Annotated in this window: 17 protein-coding genes and 1 riboswitch; of the genes, 12 read left to right on the forward strand and 5 right to left on the reverse strand. The window is 69.1% G+C overall.

What is annotated here, in order from left to right:
* Positions 1-46 precede the first annotated feature (46 nt).
* From ACLF5H_RS36110 to ACLF5H_RS36120, 3 genes are all read left to right on the forward strand, one after another.
* On the forward strand, positions 47-307 hold the full coding sequence (locus ACLF5H_RS36110) for a UBP-type zinc finger domain-containing protein (RefSeq protein ID WP_421680223.1): 261 nt from the start codon (positions 47-49) through the stop codon (positions 305-307).
* A 321-nt stretch (positions 308-628) separates the two neighbouring features.
* Positions 629-1,045: an anti-sigma regulatory factor gene (locus ACLF5H_RS36115; protein WP_009190566.1), complete on the forward strand. Its 417-nt coding sequence runs from the start codon at positions 629-631 to the stop codon at positions 1,043-1,045.
* 20 nt (positions 1,046-1,065) lie between these two features.
* Positions 1,066-2,169 carry an RNA polymerase sigma factor SigF gene (locus tag ACLF5H_RS36120; RefSeq protein WP_421680224.1) on the forward strand — a complete coding sequence of 368 codons (1,104 nt, stop codon included), beginning with the start codon at positions 1,066-1,068 and terminating at the stop codon, positions 2,167-2,169.
* Between the two features lie 12 nt (positions 2,170-2,181).
* On the opposite strand, the gene ACLF5H_RS36125 is transcribed toward ACLF5H_RS36120, so the two are convergent.
* Positions 2,182-2,631, reverse strand: coding sequence for a hypothetical protein (locus tag ACLF5H_RS36125; RefSeq protein ID WP_421680225.1), 450 nt, complete (start codon positions 2,629-2,631; stop codon positions 2,182-2,184).
* Between the two features lie 147 nt (positions 2,632-2,778).
* On the opposite strand from ACLF5H_RS36125, the gene ACLF5H_RS36130 reads away from it, so the two are divergent.
* Both ACLF5H_RS36130 and ACLF5H_RS36135 read left to right on the forward strand, forming a co-directional pair.
* Complete coding sequence (locus tag ACLF5H_RS36130) at positions 2,779-3,747, forward strand: diacylglycerol/lipid kinase family protein (protein WP_421680226.1); 969 nt, start codon at positions 2,779-2,781, stop codon at positions 3,745-3,747.
* A gap of 320 nt (positions 3,748-4,067) precedes the next feature.
* A complete protein-coding gene (locus ACLF5H_RS36135; RefSeq protein ID WP_003992873.1) occupies positions 4,068-4,325 on the forward strand; it encodes a WhiB family transcriptional regulator in 258 nt (85 codons plus the stop codon).
* A gap of 235 nt (positions 4,326-4,560) precedes the next feature.
* Here the strand turns inward: ACLF5H_RS36135 and ACLF5H_RS36140 are convergent, their stop codons facing one another.
* The gene (locus tag ACLF5H_RS36140; RefSeq protein WP_421680333.1) at positions 4,561-6,027 is read right to left on the reverse strand and encodes a sensor histidine kinase; all 1,467 of its coding nucleotides are present in this window, start codon (positions 6,025-6,027) and stop codon (positions 4,561-4,563) included.
* A 508-nt stretch (positions 6,028-6,535) separates the two neighbouring features.
* Here ACLF5H_RS36140 and nagB point away from each other — a divergent pair.
* From nagB to ACLF5H_RS36170, 6 genes are all read left to right on the forward strand, one after another.
* Positions 6,536-7,321, forward strand: coding sequence for a glucosamine-6-phosphate deaminase (gene nagB, locus ACLF5H_RS36145; protein ID WP_421680227.1), 786 nt, complete (start codon positions 6,536-6,538; stop codon positions 7,319-7,321).
* A gap of 183 nt (positions 7,322-7,504) precedes the next feature.
* On the forward strand, positions 7,505-8,269 hold the full coding sequence (locus ACLF5H_RS36150; RefSeq protein ID WP_085566480.1) for a GntR family transcriptional regulator: 765 nt from the start codon (positions 7,505-7,507) through the stop codon (positions 8,267-8,269).
* Positions 8,270-8,416: 147 nt separating this feature from the next.
* On the forward strand, positions 8,417-8,680 hold the full coding sequence (locus ACLF5H_RS36155) for a DUF3311 domain-containing protein (RefSeq protein ID WP_421680228.1): 264 nt from the start codon (positions 8,417-8,419) through the stop codon (positions 8,678-8,680).
* Positions 8,677-10,305, forward strand: a complete 1,629-nt coding sequence (gene mctP / locus ACLF5H_RS36160; RefSeq protein WP_421680229.1) for a monocarboxylate uptake permease MctP — start codon at positions 8,677-8,679, stop codon at positions 10,303-10,305. The genes ACLF5H_RS36155 and mctP overlap by 4 nt, the downstream gene beginning before the upstream one ends.
* A 126-nt stretch (positions 10,306-10,431) precedes the next feature.
* Positions 10,432-10,566: riboswitch (cobalamin riboswitch) on the forward strand.
* 123 nt (positions 10,567-10,689) lie between these two features.
* Positions 10,690-13,047: a ribonucleoside-diphosphate reductase subunit alpha gene (locus tag ACLF5H_RS36165; protein WP_421680230.1), complete on the forward strand. Its 2,358-nt coding sequence runs from the start codon at positions 10,690-10,692 to the stop codon at positions 13,045-13,047.
* Positions 13,048-13,103: 56 nt separating this feature from the next.
* Positions 13,104-14,114, forward strand: a complete 1,011-nt coding sequence (locus tag ACLF5H_RS36170) for a ribonucleotide-diphosphate reductase subunit beta (RefSeq protein WP_037660197.1) — start codon at positions 13,104-13,106, stop codon at positions 14,112-14,114.
* On the opposite strand, the gene ACLF5H_RS36175 is transcribed toward ACLF5H_RS36170, so the two are convergent.
* Positions 14,027-14,269: a hypothetical protein gene (locus ACLF5H_RS36175; protein ID WP_078967568.1), complete on the reverse strand. Its 243-nt coding sequence runs from the start codon at positions 14,267-14,269 to the stop codon at positions 14,027-14,029. The genes ACLF5H_RS36170 and ACLF5H_RS36175 overlap by 88 nt on opposite strands.
* A gap of 92 nt (positions 14,270-14,361) precedes the next feature.
* Here ACLF5H_RS36175 and ACLF5H_RS36180 point away from each other — a divergent pair, with 92 nt between their 5' ends.
* Positions 14,362-15,324 (forward strand): GlxA family transcriptional regulator, encoded by a 963-nt coding sequence (locus tag ACLF5H_RS36180; RefSeq protein WP_421680231.1) that lies wholly within the window; start codon positions 14,362-14,364, stop codon positions 15,322-15,324.
* A gap of 47 nt (positions 15,325-15,371) precedes the next feature.
* Here the strand turns inward: ACLF5H_RS36180 and ACLF5H_RS36185 are convergent, their stop codons facing one another.
* The gene (locus tag ACLF5H_RS36185; protein ID WP_421680232.1) at positions 15,372-16,745 is read right to left on the reverse strand and encodes a cytochrome P450; all 1,374 of its coding nucleotides are present in this window, start codon (positions 16,743-16,745) and stop codon (positions 15,372-15,374) included.
* The gene (gene cyc1, locus ACLF5H_RS36190; RefSeq protein WP_421680233.1) at positions 16,742-17,827 is read right to left on the reverse strand and encodes an epi-isozizaene synthase; all 1,086 of its coding nucleotides are present in this window, start codon (positions 17,825-17,827) and stop codon (positions 16,742-16,744) included. Before cyc1 ends, ACLF5H_RS36185 begins: the two co-directional genes overlap by 4 nt.
* Positions 17,828-18,237 lie beyond the last annotated feature (410 nt).

An 18,237-nucleotide genomic window follows, 5' to 3' on the forward strand; every position in this document is an offset into this window, starting at 1 on the left:
TCATTTTCCGCGCGGTCACCCGCACACCCGTCGTAATCTGGCAATCATGAAACAGTGCACGCACGCCGACGCGCTGCCACATCCGGAACCCGAGCCGCGCTCCGCGACCTGTCCGGAGTGCCTGGCGAGCGGGACGCACCCGGTGCAGCTGCGGCTCTGCCTGAGCTGTGGCCATGTCGGCTGCTGTGACTCCTCACCGGGCCGGCACGCCACCGGGCATCACGAGCAGACCGGGCACCCGGTGATGCGGACGTTCGAACCGGGCGAGGACTGGCGGTGGTGCTTCGTGGACCACGTACTCGTCTGAGCGGTACCCGGGTCCGATCGTTGATCATCTTCTCGTTCGGGCACTGTGTCGTGTGACACTGCATGCGGCGGCGCACGCACGACGGTTCGGGCGTCTGACGTCTGGGTACGTCAACCCGGCGCGCGCTCTTCCGATTTGGGGCCGCACACCCCCTAGACACGGAGCGTATCCACAGCTTTACTGTGAGTGACGCCAGGGGGTCGGGGTCCTGGGGACGGAAACATTCGGCGCGCGATAGCGTCACCGCTTGAACCACCTACGCGTTAGCCCCGGGGGGCGACCCTCGGCCCCTGTAAAGCTTGTACCACCATGGAGGTGAGGGTGTCCCAGATCGCAGGCGAACCCGCGGCGAACCAGGATTTCGTGGAGGTCCGGCTGCCGGCCGCGGGTGCCTACCTGTCGGTGCTGCGGACGGCCACGGCCGGTCTGGCGGCCCGCTTGGACTTCACCCTGGACGAGATCGAGGATCTGCGCATCGCCGTGGACGAGGCCTGCGCGATCCTGCTGCAGCAGGCCGTGCCGGGCTCGGTGCTCAGCTGTGTCTTCCGGCTCGTCGACGACTCGCTGGAAGTCACGGTGTCGGCCCCGACCACGGACGGCCATGCCCCCTCGCGGGACACCTTCGCCTGGACCGTGCTGTCGGCCCTCGCGGGGAAGGTCTCGTCCGCCGTCGACGAGGACAAGACGGTGTCCATCAGCCTCTACAAACAGCGCGGCGCGGGTCCCGGGCCGGCGTGAGGGAGAACGGGGACGGTCCGGTGCGGGACGAAGAGCGCGGCACGCGTGAGCTGCCGACCGGGGACGGGGGTGCCCCCTGGTCGAGTGCGGCGGAGACCTCCGGGGAGAACCCCCGCGACGGTTCCCGGCGCATGGCGGACGGCATCGACGGCATCCCCGAGCAGGCCAGGCCACACCCGGAGGACCACTCCGCAGGGCCAGGCGGTGCGGGCGCAGGCCCCGACACCCCGCCCGAGGCGCGCGGCGGGGACGCTCCCGCCGGCCGCGCGGGGGCGAGGGCTCGGGGAAGGGCTACGGGCGGGACGATGAGCGAGCACGAGCGATACGCGGACGACGGCGCGCTGAGCGCGGAGGCCGCACCGCACGACCCGCACGACCGCAGCGGGGCCCGTGCGATGTTCGTCGAACTGCGCGGGCTCGACACGGGCAGCACGGAGTACGCGGAGCTGCGCAATCAGCTGGTCCGTATGCATCTGCCGCTGGTGGAGCACCTGGCGCGCCGGTTCCGCAACCGCGGCGAGCCGCTGGACGATCTCACCCAGGTCGCCACGATCGGTCTGATCAAGTCCGTGGACCGGTTCGACCCGGAGCGGGGCGTGGAGTTCTCCACGTACGCCACGCCGACCGTGGTCGGCGAGATCAAGCGGCACTTCCGGGACAAGGGCTGGGCGGTCCGGGTGCCGCGCCGCCTCCAGGAGCTGCGGCTCGCGCTGACCACGGCGACGGCGGAGCTGTCCCAGCTGCACGGCCGCTCCCCCACGGTGCACGAACTGGCGGAGAAGCTCGCGATCTCCGAGGAGGAGGTCCTGGAGGGCCTGGAGTCGGCGAACGCGTACTCCACGCTGTCCCTGGACGTCCCCGACACCGACGACGAGTCCCCCGCGGTCGCCGACACGCTCGGCGCGGAGGACGAGGCGCTGGAGGGAGTGGAGTACCGGGAGTCGCTCAAGCCGCTGCTGGAGGATCTGCCGCCGCGGGAGAAGCGCATCCTGTTGCTGCGGTTCTTCGGGAACATGACGCAGTCCCAGATCGCGCAAGAGGTCGGCATCTCCCAGATGCACGTCTCCCGGCTGCTGGCGCGCACCCTGGCGCAGCTGCGGGAGAAGCTGCTGGTGGAGGAGTAGAGCGCGCCCGCCCTACTCGGCGCGGCCCGGGCCCTTGATGTTCAGGGCCTGGGTCGTCTCGCGGTTGACGAGCAGCACGAGAGCCGTGACGGCCACGACGGCGAGGACGATACCGACCGGCACGGCGAGGCCGCCGGACTTGAGCATGTTCAGCCCCACCGGCAGGGCCATCAGCTGGGTGATCACGGCGGGACCCCGGCTCCAGCCGCGGCGCAGCAGAAGGCCGCGGGCGGCGAGGAGCGGGAGCAGGGCGAGTACGGCGAGGGTGATACCCAGCGTCACGGCCTGCTGCCGGTCGTCGGGGGCGCCGGTGATGCCGAGCACGAGGACCCAGAGGCCGCCGCCGAACAACGCGACGCCTTCCAGGCCGGCCAGCGTGGCGGCGTACGTCAGCCGACGGGGGCGGGGGCCGGTGCCGTCGGCTTCGGCCGTGTCCGGTACGGAGGTCTGCTCACTGCTCACCTCAGCAGGGTAGCCGTCGGCGGCAGCGGGCCGGGGGTGGGCTCGGTCACCGGCGCCCGCCCGCGTGTGCGGGCTCACGCCCTCCCCTCTTACCCGTTCCCTACCTCGGCCTGGGCCCGGTACCGCCGGGTAGGTACGCTGACGTGCATGCGTGCTCTCCTCGTGGTCAATCCGGCGGCAACCACCACAAGCGCACGCAGGCGTGATGTGCTGACCCACGCGCTCGCCAGCGAGATGAAGCTGGAGGCGGTCACCACCGAGTACCGCGGACACGCCCGGGACCTGGGCCGGCAGGCCGCGGAGAGCGACGACATCGACATGGTCGTGGCCCTCGGCGGCGACGGCACCGTCAACGAGGTGGTCAACGGGCTGCTGCACGCGGGACCCGAGCTGGACCGGCTGCCCGGCCTCGCCGTCGTGCCCGGCGGATCCACCAACGTCTTCGCCCGCGCCCTCGGCCTGCCCAACGACCCCGTCGAGGCCACCGGCGCCCTGCTGGACGCGCTGCGCGAGAAGCGGGAGCGGGTGGTGGGCCTCGGCCTCGCCTCCGGCACCCCCGGTACCGAGGACGAAGGGGTGCCGGCCCGCTGGTTCACCTTCAACGCGGGACTCGGTTTCGACGCGGGCGTCGTCGGCCGGGTCGAGCAGCAGCGCGAGCTGGGTAAGAAGTCGACGCACGCGCTGTACGTACGGCAGGTGATCCGGCAGTTCCTCGGCGAGGCCAATCGCCGGCACGGCCTGATCACTCTGGAGCGGCCCGGCGAGGACCCGATCGAGGATCTTGTTGTCGCCATAGTCTCGAACACGTCCCCTTGGACGTATCTCGGCAATCGCCCCATGTACACATCGCCTAAGGCTTCGTTCGACACGGGCATCGACGTGCTCGGTCTCAGCCGCCTGTCGACGGCCGCGGTTGCCCGGTATGGCACCCAGTTGCTCACTTCGTCCCCCGAGCGCGGACCCCATGGCAGGCATGCGTTCCCGCTCCATGATCTGGACCGCTTCACCTTGCATTCGAAGGCTCCTCTGCCTCTGCAGATGGACGGTGACCACCTGGGGCTGCGCAGGAGCGTGACGTTCACAGGCGTACGCCGCGCACTGCGTGTGATTGTGTGAGTGGAAGAGGCGAAAGTCCTTTCACTCGAACGTTTAGGCCAGGATCCACCCCATGGAAGTACGGCTGTGACCCAGTCGACACCGAGGAATCAAAAAAAACTTTCCGGAAGGGGTTGTATCCGCCGCTGAGGTTTGCGAGTCTCTACGTGGCGATCGGGACGGCCCCCAACACCGGCCTCCACTGATCACCGGAACCCCTCTTCATACCAAGGACCCCGCCGGGGAAGACTCGGCGTTCGGCCCTTCACTTGTCGAGGGATTCGTGAAAGCGTTCACATTCACAAGCAACTTGCACGTAATACCAAGGAGAGGTAGCAGCCATGGACTGGCGTCACAACGCCGTTTGCCGCGAGGAAGACCCCGAGCTCTTCTTCCCCATCGGCAACACCGGTCCCGCGCTGCTGCAGATCGAGGAAGCCAAGGCCGTCTGCCGTCGCTGCCCGGTGATCGAGCAGTGTCTGCAGTGGGCGCTTGAGTCCGGCCAGGACTCCGGCGTCTGGGGTGGCCTCAGCGAGGACGAGCGTCGCGCGATGAAGCGCCGTGCCGCCCGCAACCGGGCCCGTCAGGCCTCCGCCTGACACACCCACCCCAGCTGACAGCCTGAGCTTGGCGGCGCGTGCATCGAGCACGCATCTCCCGCCCCCGAGCAGCAGCGCGCAGTATCCCCCGATGCCGCCCAGCGAACAGCAGCGCAGCAACGAGCACGAGCCTCGGACCAAAGACGGTCCGGGGCTTTTTGCTGTCCGGAACCGCCCCCGGCGCGTCCACCGCCATTGGTTCATACCAACCGCCCCCTCCCCCGGGGGCCGTTGACTACTTCTGCGCGCGCACCGGGATGTCCAGGATCACCCTCGTCCCCCGCTCCGGCGCCGGGACCATGTCGAACGTGCCGCCCAACTCGCCCTCCACCAGGGTCCGTACGATCTGGAGCCCCAGATTGCCCGAGCGGTGCGGGTCGAAGCCCTCGGGCAGGCCGACGCCGTCGTCCTGGACGGTGACGAGGAGACGGGCCTCCTTCGTGCTGCCGCCGCGCACCGCCGAGACCTCCACCGTGCCGGTCTCGCCCTCGCGGAACCCGTGTTCCAGGGCGTTCTGGAGCACCTCGGTGAGCACCATCGACAGCGGTGTCGCCACCTCTGCGTCGAGTATCCCGAAGCGCCCGCTGCGCCGGCCGGTCACCTTGCCCGGGGAGATCTCGGCGACCATCGACAGCACCCGGTCGGCGATGTCGTCGAACTCCACCCGCTCGTCCAGGTTCTGGGAGAGCGTCTCGTGCACGATGGCGATGGAGCCGACCCGGCGTACCGCCTCCTCCAGGGCCGCGCGCCCGCGTTCGGAGTCGATGCGCCGGGCCTGGAGCCGCAACAGGGCGGCCACCGTCTGGAGGTTGTTCTTCACCCGGTGGTGGATCTCCCGGATGGTCGCGTCCTTGGTGATCAACTCGCGTTCGCGTCGCCGCAGTTCGGTGACGTCCCGGCACAGCACCAGCGCCCCGATCCGGGTGCCCTTGGGCTTGAGCGGGATGGACCGGAACTGGATCACCCCGTCGGGCGACTCGATCTCGAACTCGCGCGGCGCCCAGCCGCTGGCCACCTTGGCCAGCGCCTCGTCCACCGGGCCCCGGCTCGGGGCGAGTTCGGCGGTGGTGTGCCCGAGGTGGTGGCCGACCAGGTCGGCGGCGAGGCCGAGGCGGTGGTAGGCGGACAGCGCGTTCGGGGAGGCGTACTGGACGATGCCGTCGGCGTCCAGCCGGATCAGTCCGTCGCCGACGCGCGGCGAGGCGTCCATGTCGACCTGCTGGCCGAGGAAGGGGAAGGACCCGGCCGCGATCATCTGGGCGAGGTCGGAGGCGCTCTGGAGGTAGGTCAGCTCCAGGCGGCTCGGGGTGCGCACGGTGAGCAGGTTGGTGTTGCGGGCGATCACCCCGAGCACCCGGCCCTCCCGTCGTACGGGGATGGACTCGACCCGTACGGGGACCTCTTCGCGCCACTCCGGGTCGCCCTCGCGCACGATCCGGCCCTCGTCGAGCGCCACGTCCAGCATGGGCCGCCGGCCGCGCGGTACGAGGTGGCCGACCATGTCGTCCTGGTAGGAGGTGGGGCCGGTGTTGGGTCGCATCTGGGCGACCGAGACGTACCGGGTGCCGTCCCGGGTGGGCACCCACAGGACCAGGTCGGCGAAGGAGAGGTCGGAGAGCAGCTGCCACTCCGAGACCAGCAGATGGAGCCACTCGAGATCGGAGTCGTCGAGGGCGGTGTGCTGGCGGACCAGCTCGTTCATGGAGGGCACGTTCGCGAGGGTACCCGCGGGCCTCGGCATGGCCGAAAAACACCCGCGGGCCGCGGCGCCTGGAAGGGACCCTCAACCCTCCCGGCACCGCAGCCCGGAGCATCATCGGCCGTGGGGTGTGCGGTCCCGGTCGGCCGAAGGCCGAGGATCCGGGGCAGTCAGGGCAGAGAGCGCCGGTTCCTCGATCCGCCTTCCTGTGCGGGGAAGACGGGGCTTGTTCGCTTCGTACTGTTCGCCCGCGTGTCGCTTCGAACCGCTTGTTCGAACAGTCTCTTCGATTGTGGACTAGACCATGGGGCATGTCCATGCCCTTACGGCAGACGCGGCCCATGGCACTCGATGCCACGCAGCCTAGCCCGCCCGGGTCGACCATGGGGACAGAAGGCGCCGGTATTTTCCGTGAGCCCTGGCACCGAGGCATCGGCGCGAGAGGCCCGCTCTGTTAGATTGGTCTAAACCACATAGACGCACGAGCCCTCTCCAGAACGGCAGGCCCAGCGTGGAAGTTGTCATCGTTCCGGACGCCGCGGCGGGTGGCGAGCTGATCGCCGAGGCCATGGCGCAGCTGCTGCGACGCAAGCCCGACGCCCTGCTCGGCGTCGCCACCGGCTCCACCCCGTTGCCCGTCTACCAGGCGCTCGCGACCCGGGTGCGGGCCGGGGCCGTGGACACCGCGCAGGCCCGGATAGCCCAGCTCGACGAATACGTGGGGCTGCCCGCCGAGCACCCCGAGTCCTACCGCTCGGTGCTGCGCCGCGAGGTGCTGGAGCCGCTCGGCATCGGCATGGACTCCTTCCTCGGCCCCGACGGCACGGCGCGGGACGTCCAGGCGGCGTGCGAGGCGTACGACCGCGCGCTCGCCGCGGCCGGCGGGGTGGACCTCCAGCTGCTCGGGATCGGCACCGACGGGCACATCGGGTTCAACGAGCCCTGCTCCTCGCTCGCCTCCCGCACCCGGATCAAGACCCTGACCGAGCAGACCCGGGTGGACAACGCGCGCTTCTTCGACGGCGAGATCGAGCAGGTCCCGCACCACGTCATCACCCAGGGCATCGGCACCATCCTGGAGGCCCGGCACCTGGTGCTGCTCGCGACCGGCGAGGGCAAGGCGGACGCGGTCGCGGCGACGGTCGAGGGTCCGGTGGCGGCCGTCTGCCCGGCCTCGGCGCTCCAGCTGCACCCGCACGCCACCGTCGTCGTGGACGAGGCGGCCGCCTCGAAGCTGAAGCTGGCGGACTACTTCCGGCACACCTACGCGAACAAGCCGCGGTGGCAGGGGATCTAGGACGCCCTGACCCGGTGCCCGAGGGACCCCTGTTGGACTAGACCAGCTCGGGTCCCGACGGTATACAGAGGGGATCACGGAGCGTGCGGGTGGAGTCCTGACACAGTAAGCCGTGCCACGATGTGAGCCGTGGCCGATGGGGATGCCGGTCGCTTTCGGCATCCGGAGCCGGGAAGGCGGAGCATGAGCACCGATGTCAGCAGTGCGGAGAACGAGGCCGGCACGACCGTCCGTACCGCGCGTGTGCCGAAGTACTACCGCCTGAAGAAGCACCTGCTCGACATGACGGAGACGCAGGCGCCCGGCACGCCGGTCCCGCCGGAGCGCACGCTGGCCGCGGAGTTCGACACCTCCCGCACCACCGTCCGCCAGGCCCTTCAGGAGCTGGTCGTGGAGGGCCGCCTGGAGCGCATCCAGGGCAAGGGCACCTTCGTCGCCAAGCCCAAGGTCTCCCAGGCGCTCCAGCTCACCTCCTACACCGAGGACATGCGCGCCCAGGGCCTGGAGCCGACCTCCCAGCTGCTGGACGTCGGCTACATCACCGCCGACGACCGGCTCGCCGAGCTGCTCGACATCTCCGCCGGCGGCCGGGTGCTGCGCATCGAGCGGCTGCGCATGGCCAACGGCGAGCCCATGGCCATAGAGACCACCCATCTCTCCGCCAAGCGCTTCCCCGCGCTGCGCCGTTCACTGGTGAAGTACACGTCCCTCTACACCGCGCTCGCCGAGGTGTACGACGTCCATCTCGCCGAGGCCGAGGAGACCATCGAGACCTCGCTGGCCACCCCGCGCGAGGCCGGTCTGCTCGGTACGGACGTCGGGCTGCCGATGCTGATGCTCTCCCGGCACTCGCTGGACCGCGCGGGACTGCCGGTCGAGTGGGTCCGTTCGGTGTACCGCGGCGACCGCTACAAGTTCGTCGCCCGCCTCAAGCGCCCGATGGACTAGGGAGTCTCCCGCGGCCGGTTCGGAGGCGTCCGTTCCTTCGCCGAATCGATACACACAGCTTGAGACGAGGTCTTCCACCAGCTGGATACCGTCACCTAGATTGCCTGCGCATTACACAGGTGATCAGCGAGGGGACGGAGCCGCAGCATGTCAGAAACGCCCGAAGTGGGACCACCGGTGGTGACACCGCTCCGCGTGGTCATCGGCATTTGTCTCGTCGCGCCCTTCGTGGCGATGCTCTGGGTCGGCTCCTACGCGAAGACGGACCCGACGTTCATCGGCATTCCGTTCTTCTACTGGTACCAGATGGTCTGGGTGCTGATCTCCACCGCCCTCACCATGATCGCGTACAAGCTCTGGCAGCACGACCAGCGCTCCCGTCGTGACGCGCAGGGGGGTGCCGCGAAGTGAAGACCGGAGTCAACGGCGTCGCACTGGGCGTCTTCATCTTCTTCTTCCTGGCCGTCACGGTCCTCGGCTTCCTCGCCGCGCGCTGGCGCCGGGCCGAGAACGAGCACACGCTGGACGAATGGGGGCTGGGCGGCCGGTCGTTCGGCACCTGGATCACCTGGTTCCTGCTCGGCGGCGACCTCTACACGGCCTACACCTTCGTGGCCGTACCGGCGGCGATCTACGCGGCGGGCGCGTCCGGCTTCTTCGCGGTGCCGTACACGATCCTGGTCTACCCGCTGATCTTCACCTTCCTGCCGCGGCTGTGGTCGGTCTCGCACCGGCACGGCTACGTCACCACCTCCGACTTCGTGCGCGGCCGGTTCGGCTCGAAGGGCCTTTCGCTCGCGGTCGCGGTGACCGGCATCCTGGCGACGATGCCGTACATCGCGCTCCAGCTCGTCGGCATCCAGGCGGTGCTGGACGTGATGGGCGTCGGCGGCGGCGACCACACCAACGGGTTCGTGAAGGACCTGCCGCTGCTGATCGCGTTCGCGGTGCTGGCGGCGTACACGTACTCCTCGGGTCTGCGGGCGCCCGCGCTGATCGCGTTCGTCAAGGACGGTCTGATCTACCTCGTCATCCTGGTGGCGATCATCTACATCCCGATCAAGCTGGGCGGGTTCGACGACGTCTTCGCCAAGGCGGCGCACGCGTTCAGCCAGGTCAACCCGGCCACCGGCAAGCCGCGCGGGGCGCTCGCACCGGCGCCCGCCGGGCAGTGGACGTACGCCACGCTGGCGCTCGGTTCCGCGCTCGCGCTGTTCATGTACCCGCACTCGATCACCGCGACGCTCTCCTCCAAGAGCCGTAACGTGATCCGGCGCAACACCACCATCCTGCCCCTCTACTCCCTGATGCTGGGCCTGCTGGCGCTGCTGGGCTTCATGGCGATCGCGGCCGGGGTGAAGGTCACCAACGGGCAGCTGGCGATCCCGCAGCTGTTCGAGGACATGTTCCCGGACTGGTTCACCGGTGTGGCGTTCGCGGCGATCGGCATCGGCGCGCTGGTCCCGGCGGCGATCATGTCGATCGCGGCGGCGAACCTGTTCACGCGCAACATCTACAAGGACTTCATCAAGCCGGACGCCACGCCGAAGCAGGAGGCGCAGGTCTCCAAGTTCGTGTCGCTGCTGGTGAAGGTCGGCGCGCTGATCTTCGTCCTGGGCATGGACAAGACGGTCGCCATCAACTTCCAGCTGCTCGGCGGCATCTGGATCCTGCAGACCTTCCCGGCCCTGGTCGGCGGTCTGTTCACCCGCTGGTTCCACCGCTGGGCGCTGCTCGCGGGCTGGGCGGTCGGCATGGTCTACGGCACCCTCGCCGCGTACGGTGTCGCCTCCCCGACCCAGAAGCACTTCGGCGGCTCCGCCGACGACATCCCGGGCATCGGCCAGATCGGCTACATCGGCATGACGGCCTTCGTCCTCAACGTCCTCGTCACGGTCGTCCTGACCGTCGTCCTGAAGGCCGTGAAGGCCCCCGAGGGCGTCGACGAGACCCGTCCCGAGGACTACACGGCGGACGCGGGCGACCCCGGCGTACAGGTCGAGCTGCCGCCCGCCACGGCGGGCAGCACGCACTAGCGAGGCGCCCGGGAAACCCGGGCGGCCAGGGGCGGGCCGTCGGTGCCAAGGGCGTCGGCGGCCCGTTTCGCATACCCCCCGTAGACACAACGTGACACAACATCTGGGGGTGGCATGACGACCCGGCACTAGATGTATGCTCATGGTCGCTGTCGTCGCAGGGGAATCCGGTGCGAATCCGGAACTGTCCCGCAACGGTGTACTTGTGCGTATCCGCGCACGGGGATCAGTCCGAGGACCTGCCGGCAGCGCACCCGGCCCACCGGTTCGGGTGCTCTGAGACGTCCGGGCCTCGCGGAGTGGGCCGGTGGACGCGACGCCCCGTGCGCTCGTGACCGCCCCTGCCCTCCGCCAGGCCCCGTGCCGAGCGAGGGAGAGCCCCACGTGACCATCGCGCCAGCCGAACCGGCTTCAGCCCAGGGCCTGGAGAACGACGGTCCCGGTACCGCGCTGCTGCGGACCCTGACCGAGCTGACCGGGGACCTCCCCGACGCCGATCCGGGCCGGGTCGCCGCCGCCGCGCTGCGCGGCCGCTCCGCCCACGCCGACGAGGCGGAGCTGCGCGAGCTCGCGACCGAGGCCGCGGCCGGACTGATCTCCGAGGACCCCGCGTACTCCCGGCTCGCCGCCCGGCTGCTGACCATCTCCATCCGCGCCGAGGCCGCCTCGCAGGGCGTGACGTCCTTCACCGAGTCGGTCGCCGTCGGTCACCGCGAGGGGCTCATCGCCGACCGGACGGCCGAGTTCACCCGGATCCACGCCGCCCGGCTCGACAACCTGATCGACCGCGCCGCCGACGACCGCTTCGGCTACTTCGGCCTGCGCACCCTGCACAGCCGCTATCTGCTGCGCCACCCGATCACCCGTCAGGTCATCGAGACGCCCCAGCACTTCATGCTGCGCGTCGCCGCCGGCCTGGCCGAGGACGACTCGGCCCGCTCCGTGGACGAGGTCGCCGCGCTCTACCGCCTGATGAGCCGGCTCGACTACCTGCCCTCCTCCCCCACCCTGTTCAACTCCGGCACCCGGCACCCCCAGATGTCGTCCTGCTACCTCCTCGACTCCCCGCTGGACGAGCTGGACTCCATCTACGACCGCTACCACCAGGTCGCCCGGCTCTCCAAGCACGCCGGTGGCATCGGTCTGTCGTACTCCCGTATCCGCGCCCGCGGTTCGCTGATCCGCGGTACGAACGGGCACTCCAACGGCATCGTGCCGTTCCTGAAGACCCTGGACGCCTCGGTGGCCGCGGTGAACCAGGGCGGCCGGCGCAAGGGCGCGGCCGCGGTGTACCTGGAGACCTGGCACTCCGACCTGGAGGAGTTCCTGGAGCTGCGGGACAACACCGGTGAGGACGCCCGCCGTACGCACAATCTGAACCTCGCGCACTGGGTGCCGGACGAGTTCATGCGCCGGGTCAACGCCGACGGCCAGTGGTCGCTGTTCTCCCCGGCGGACGTGCCCGAGCTGGTGGACCTGTACGGCGCGGAGTTCGACGCCGCCTACCGCGAGGCGGAGCGCAAGGGCCTCGCGAAGAAGACCATGCCGGCCCGTGAGCTGTACGGCCGCATGATGCGCACCCTCGCGCAGACCGGCCAGGGCTGGATGACGTTCAAGGACGCCGCCAACCGCACGGCCAACCAGACCGCCGAGCCGGGTCAGGTCATCCACTCCTCCAACCTCTGCACGGAGATCCTGGAGGTCACCAACGACGGCGAGACGGCGGTCTGCAACCTGGGCTCCGTCAACCTCGGCGCCTTCGTGGTCGACGGGGACATCGACTGGGCGCGCCTGGACGAGACCGTCCACACGGCCGTCACCTTCCTCGACCGCGTGGTGGACATCAACTTCTACCCGACCGAGCAGGCCGGCCGCTCCAACGCCAGGTGGCGCCCGGTGGGCCTCGGCGCGATGGGCCTCCAGGACGTCTTCTTCCAGCTGCGGCTGCCCTTCGACTCCCCCGAGGCGAAGGCGCTGTCCACCAAGATCGCCGAGCGGATCATGCTCGCCGCGTACGAGGCGTCCGCCGACCTCGCCGAGCGCAGCGGCCCGCTGCCGGCCTGGGAGCAGACCCGGACCGCGCGCGGTGTGCTGCACCCCGACCACTACGACGTCGAGGAGAGCTGGCCCGAGCGCTGGGCGGCGCTGCGGACCCGGATCGCGAAGGTCGGCCTGCGCAACTCGCTGCTGCTGGCGATCGCGCCGACGGCCACCATCGCCTCCATCGCGGGTGTCTACGAGTGCATCGAGCCGCAGGTGTCCAACCTGTTCAAGCGCGAGACGCTGTCCGGTGAGTTCCTCCAGGTCAACTCGTACCTGGTGCGGGATCTGAAGAACCTGGGCGTGTGGGACGCGCGCACCCGGGAGGCGCTGCGCGAGGCCAACGGCTCGGTGCAGGGCTTCGCGTGGATCCCCGAGGAGGTGCGGGCGCTGTACCGCACGGCGTGGGAGATCCCGCAGCGCGGTCTGATCGACATGGCGGCGGCGCGCACCCCGTTCCTCGACCAGGCGCAGTCCCTGAACCTGTTCCTGGAGACGCCGACGATCGGCAAGCTCTCCTCGATGTACGCGTACGCCTGGAAGTCCGGGCTGAAGACGACGTACTACCTGCGCTCGCGCCCGGCGACCCGGATCGCCCGCGCCGCCCAGGCGCAGAAGACCATCCCCGTCCAGCAGGTCGCCGACCCCGACGCCGTCGCCTGCTCCCTGGAAAACCCCGAGTCCTGCGAGGCCTGCCAGTAATTCCCACCCGCCACCCGACCACCACCCCTGGAGGACGGCGCTTCGCGCCGAAAGCAATGATCCGCAACCAGAACCTGCTCGACCCGGGCTTCGAACTGACCCTGCGTCCGATGCGCTACCCGGACTTCTACGAGCGCTACCGGGACGCCATCAAGAACACCTGGACCGTGGAGGAGGTCGACCTCCACTCGGACGTCGCCGACCTCGCGAAGCTCAGCCCGGCCGAGCAGCACCTGATCGGCCGCCTGGTCGCGTTCTTCGCGACGGGTGACTCGATCGTCGCCAACAACCTGGTGCTGACGCTGTACAAGCACATCAACTCCCCCGAGGCGCGGCTCTACCTGAGCCGTCAGCTGTTCGAGGAGGCGGTGCACGTCCAGTTCTATCTGACGCTGCTGGACACCTACCTGCCCGACCCGGAGGACCGCGCGGCGGCGTTCGCGGCCGTCGAGAACATCCCCTCGATCCGCGAGAAGGCCGAGTTCTGCTTCAAGTGGATCGACTCGGTGGACAAGATCGACCGGCTGGAGACGCAGTCGGAGCGCCGCCGCTTCCTGCTGAACCTGATCTGCTTCGCCGCGTGCATCGAGGGCCTGTTCTTCTACGGCGCCTTCGCGTACGTCTACTGGTTCCGCAGCCGGGGCCTGCTGCACGGCCTGGCCACCGGCACCAACTGGGTGTTCCGCGACGAGACGATGCACATGTCCTTCGCCTTCGACGTGGTCGACACCGTCCGCAAGGAGGAGCCGGAGCTGTTCGACGACCAGCTCCAGCAGGAGGTCACCGACATGCTGCGGGAGGCCGTCGAGGCCGAGCTGCAGTTCGCGCGCGACCTGTGCGGTGACGGCCTCCCGGGCATGAACACCGACTCCATGCGGCAGTACCTGGAGTGCGTGGCCGACCAGCGCCTGACCCGGCTGGGCTTCGCGCCGGTCTACGGCTCGGAGAACCCCTTCTCCTTCATGGAGCTCCAGGGTGTTCAGGAGCTGACCAACTTCTTCGAGCGCCGCCCGTCGGCGTACCAGGTGGCGGTGGAGGGCACCGTCGACCTGGACGAGGACTTCTGAGCCTCCTTCTCCCCATGGGCCTCCTGGGCCTTCCTGATCTGCCGGTCGATGCGCCGCTCGCGCAGGATGCCGAGCACGGAGGGAAGGACCAGGAGGACGAGGATCCCGAGGGTCGCGGTCATTCCGATCAGGCCTTGGATCTGGTTTCCAGTCATGCCACTACTGTCCTGCCGGACACTGCTGACCGGGAGTGGCAGGACTGCCGGGCACCCTCGAATTACTGCCAGCCCTGAGGCACACTGGGGGCATGCTCAAGAACGTGGCCGTCGTGCTGCTGAACGGAGTGCACCCCTTCGAGCTGGGCGTCGTCTGCGAGGTGTTCGGCATCGACCGCAGCGACGAGGGACTGCCGGTGTACGACTTCGCCGTGGTCTCGGCCGAGGGGCCCGACCTCGGCACCCACTGCGGGTTCACCGTATCCACGCCGCACGGCCTGGAGCGGCTGGAAGAGGCCGATCTGATCGCCGTACCGGCCGGTGAGAGCTATGTGGACCGGGACTATCCGCCCGAGCTGCTCGCCGCGCTGCGCCGGGCCGTCGAGCGGGGCTGCCGGGTGCTCAGCGTCTGCTCCGGGGTGTTCGTGCTGGCCGCCGCGGGGCTGCTGGACGGGCGCCGGTGCGCGGTGCACTGGCACCATGCCGAGCAGCTGGCCCGGCGCTATCCGCGGCTCGCCGTCGAGCAGGACGTGCTCTATGTGGACGAGGACCCGGTGATCACCTCCGCCGGTACCGCGGCCGGCATCGACGCCTGTCTGCATCTGGTGCGCAAGGAGCAAGGCCCCGAGGTCGCCAACAAGATCGCCCGCCGGATGGTGGTGCCCCCGCACCGGGACGGCGGCCAGGCCCAGTACATCGAACGGCCGCTGCCCAAGGCCCCGTGCGACACCGTCGGCGAGGTGCTGGTGTGGATGGAGGAGCACCTCGATCTGGAGGTGACCGTCGAACAGCTCGCCGCCCGCGCCCATATGGCGCCGCGCACCTTCGCCCGCCGCTTCCAGCAGGAGACGGGGACCACGCCGTACCGCTGGATCCTGCGGCAACGGGTGCTGCGCGCCCAGGAGTTGCTGGAGGGCACCGACGAGACGGTGGACGCGATCGCCGCGCGCACCGGGTTCGGTACGGCGGCCGCGCTGCGCCACCAGTTCGTGCGGGCGCTCGGTACCACCCCGAACGCCTACCGGCGCGCGTTCCGGGGCCCGCAGGCCGCCTGAACACGCGCCGGTAGCGGCACGTCCCTCCCGGGGTCACCCGGGGTGTCTCACCAGGGCAGCGGCCGCAGCCGCAGGTTGTCCGGGCGCAGCGTGATGCCCACCCGGACGGAGTCGTCGCTGTCGTCGGCCGGTTCGAAGCGGTACTTCGCCGTGATCGCCGCGGTGATCAGGCTCAGCTGGGCCATGGAGAAGTGGTCGCTGGGGCACTTGCGGTTGCCGACGCTGAAGGGGCTCATGGCGTACTTCGGCACCTCCTTGGCCCGCTCCGGAAGCCAGCGGTCCGGGTCGAAGTCGAGGTGTCGGTCGTACGAGCGGGCGTCGCGCTGAATGGCGTACGGGCTGTAGATGATGTCGGCCCCGGCCGGAATGCGATACTCCCCGAGCGCGGTGTCGGCGGTCGCCCGGCGCGTCAGAATCCATACGGCGGGGCGCAGCCGGATGGCCTCCAGGATCACATTGTTGGTGTGCCTGAGGGAGCGGACGTGCTCGAATCCGACGGGCCGGCCGCCGGTCACGGATTCGACCTCGGCGCGCACCTTCTCGGCATGCTCCGGGTGTTCCGCCAGCGCCTGGAGCAACCACATGATCGTGGACGCGATCGTTTCGGCGCCGGGGGTGATTATCGCGACGACCTGGTCGTGGATCTCCTGTTCCCCGATGGGATCCCCATTGTCGTCCTTCGCTTCCAGCAATGCCGTCAGCAAATCGTCCGGCTTTTGACCAGATGCCCTTCGCTCGGCGACGATCTCGTCCACGAGCAGATGCAAATCGGCCAATGCGCGGTTGAATTCACGGTTGGCCGGAAACGGCAGCTTGTACAGGGGCCCCAGCGGCACCACCATCCTGCGGTACATACCGCGGAAGACGGTGGCGAGGTCGGTGCTCAGCCGCTCGGCGCGCTCGTCCATGAAGTCGCCGCGCAGCAGGCAGCGGGCGGCCATGCGCACCGCCACCCGGAATGCCTCCGAGGTGCAGTCGATGGGGGTGCCGGGGCGCCAGCGCTCGGTCAGCGCGTGCGCCTCCTCCTCCATGACGGGGCCGTAGTTGGGTATGGCGTCCATCCGGAACGCGGGCTGCATGGTGCGCCGCTGGCGGCGGTGCAGGGGGCCGTTGGCGGTGGCCACGCCCTCCTTGCCGAGCAGGCCCTCCAGCGACTCCCACACCGGGCCGTCGATCTTGAAGTCGGGGCTGAGGGCGAGCGCGCCCGTCAGCTCCGGGGTGGTGACGGCGTACACGGTCTTGGGGCCGAGCCTGAGCCGCACGATGTCGCCGTGGGCGCGCAGCGAGGACATGAAGTCCAGCGGGTCGCGCACCAGTTGGAGACCGTGCCCGAAGACCGGGACGGCACCCCCGGCCAGAGGGGGCTCACGCAGCTGTACCGGGTCGACGGAGGTCTCGGGCTGCACGGACTCTACGGTCATTTCTCACCTGCCGCTTCGTTGGTGACATACGGGGGTGTGGAGCGGTCGGCCCAACTGTCCACCATGTAACGGCCGGACTCGTGGTGGAACCAGTAGACCGAGCTGAACCAGTTGCGCATATTGCCGACGCAGATACGGACGGCGGTGCTCAATTCCTTTCCGCGCACGGTGCCGTCGGCAAGTGCATCCGCGAACCTGAGCACTTCGCGTTCGGCCGCGAGAAATTCATCGATGCAGGTCTCGACGCGCCGCCTGATATTGTCGACCGCCGCTTCGAGCGTCAGCCCCTCATAGGTGATGAGACTGATTCCGAGATTGTGGACCTCATCGCCCGCTATTTCCTTCGGGAGCGAGCACAGATCGTTGTACCAGGCGGCGAATTCCTGACTGAGCAGGGCGGCCCGGCGATAGGATGGATTCTTCCTTATGGCGTCGGGGAGTTCGCATCCGGCACTGGGTTCGAGAAGGTCGGTCCAGATCCAGTGCGCGAAGGTGAGCCGGCGCAGGGCGAGATACTCGTCGACGCCGGGCACATACCCTTGGGTGCGATTGCGGAATTCACGGTCGTACGCCTCGATGACCGTGTGGAAGTGTCGGGCGAAGCGCTGGTTCCAGGTGTCCGGCAGGAAGCCGTAGAGCCGCAGCACGCTGTCGGCGAACCCCGCGACCAGCGGGTCCGGGTGGTGCAGATGGTGCCTGGGTGCGTCGAGTGCCGCGTGCAGCCGGTGGCGCAGCCGCCGCCAGTCGCCCGTGCGCGCGTGCACGATGTCGCGGTCGTGCCGGTCGTCCCAGACGAAGAACCAGGCGCTGTAGTCCGCTATGGCCTGGAGCACCTCGTCCCGGGCGTCCGTGTAGTAGCCCGCCATGAGGTCGGTGTAGCGCAGATCGTCGGCGAACTCCCGCACCTTGTCTTCCGGCATCAGCCGCTTTTCCAGCAGCCACAGCCGGGTCTTCTCCTGGAGCCGCGGCCAATACGGGTGCAGTCGCCGGGGAAAGCCGGACTCGATCACCGGGAGCGCCAGTGAGGGTGGTACCACGACCGCCGTCGTCGTCTCTGTGGTGCTGTGTGGGAAAGCTTGCACAGAACAAACCCCTCTCAGCCGCCGGATACGCACCCGCTCGGGTGGGGCCGGTGCGTCTCGTTACCTATCCCGCAGTTCCCATTCAGCACCACAACTGACCGTCGTGGGAACGGATTTGCGCCCCTCACTACCCCATGGTGCCGAGATTCCTCCCCTGTGTGACTGATTAATGATCACCAGCACCACAGAAACGACCATTTGTGCGACGCACTGATGAGCGAAGAAGGGCAAGAAGAAGGGCGCCGGGGAGGGGGGGGGGTCGGTCCAGTGCGCCAAAGACCCACACGACCCCGGTTGTTTGGACAACAAGGGAGAAAAGGGCGGTTAAAAAAAAAAGTACTGGTTGGGGAGAAGGGGGGGGGGAGGGGGGGGAAAAAGAAGGAGGGAAAATTCCCGGCCTCCCCCCCCCC

It is taken from the genome of Streptomyces sp. LaBMicrA B280, assembly GCF_049222185.1.
Lineage (GTDB): Bacteria > Actinomycetota > Actinomycetes > Streptomycetales > Streptomycetaceae > Streptomyces > Streptomyces murinus.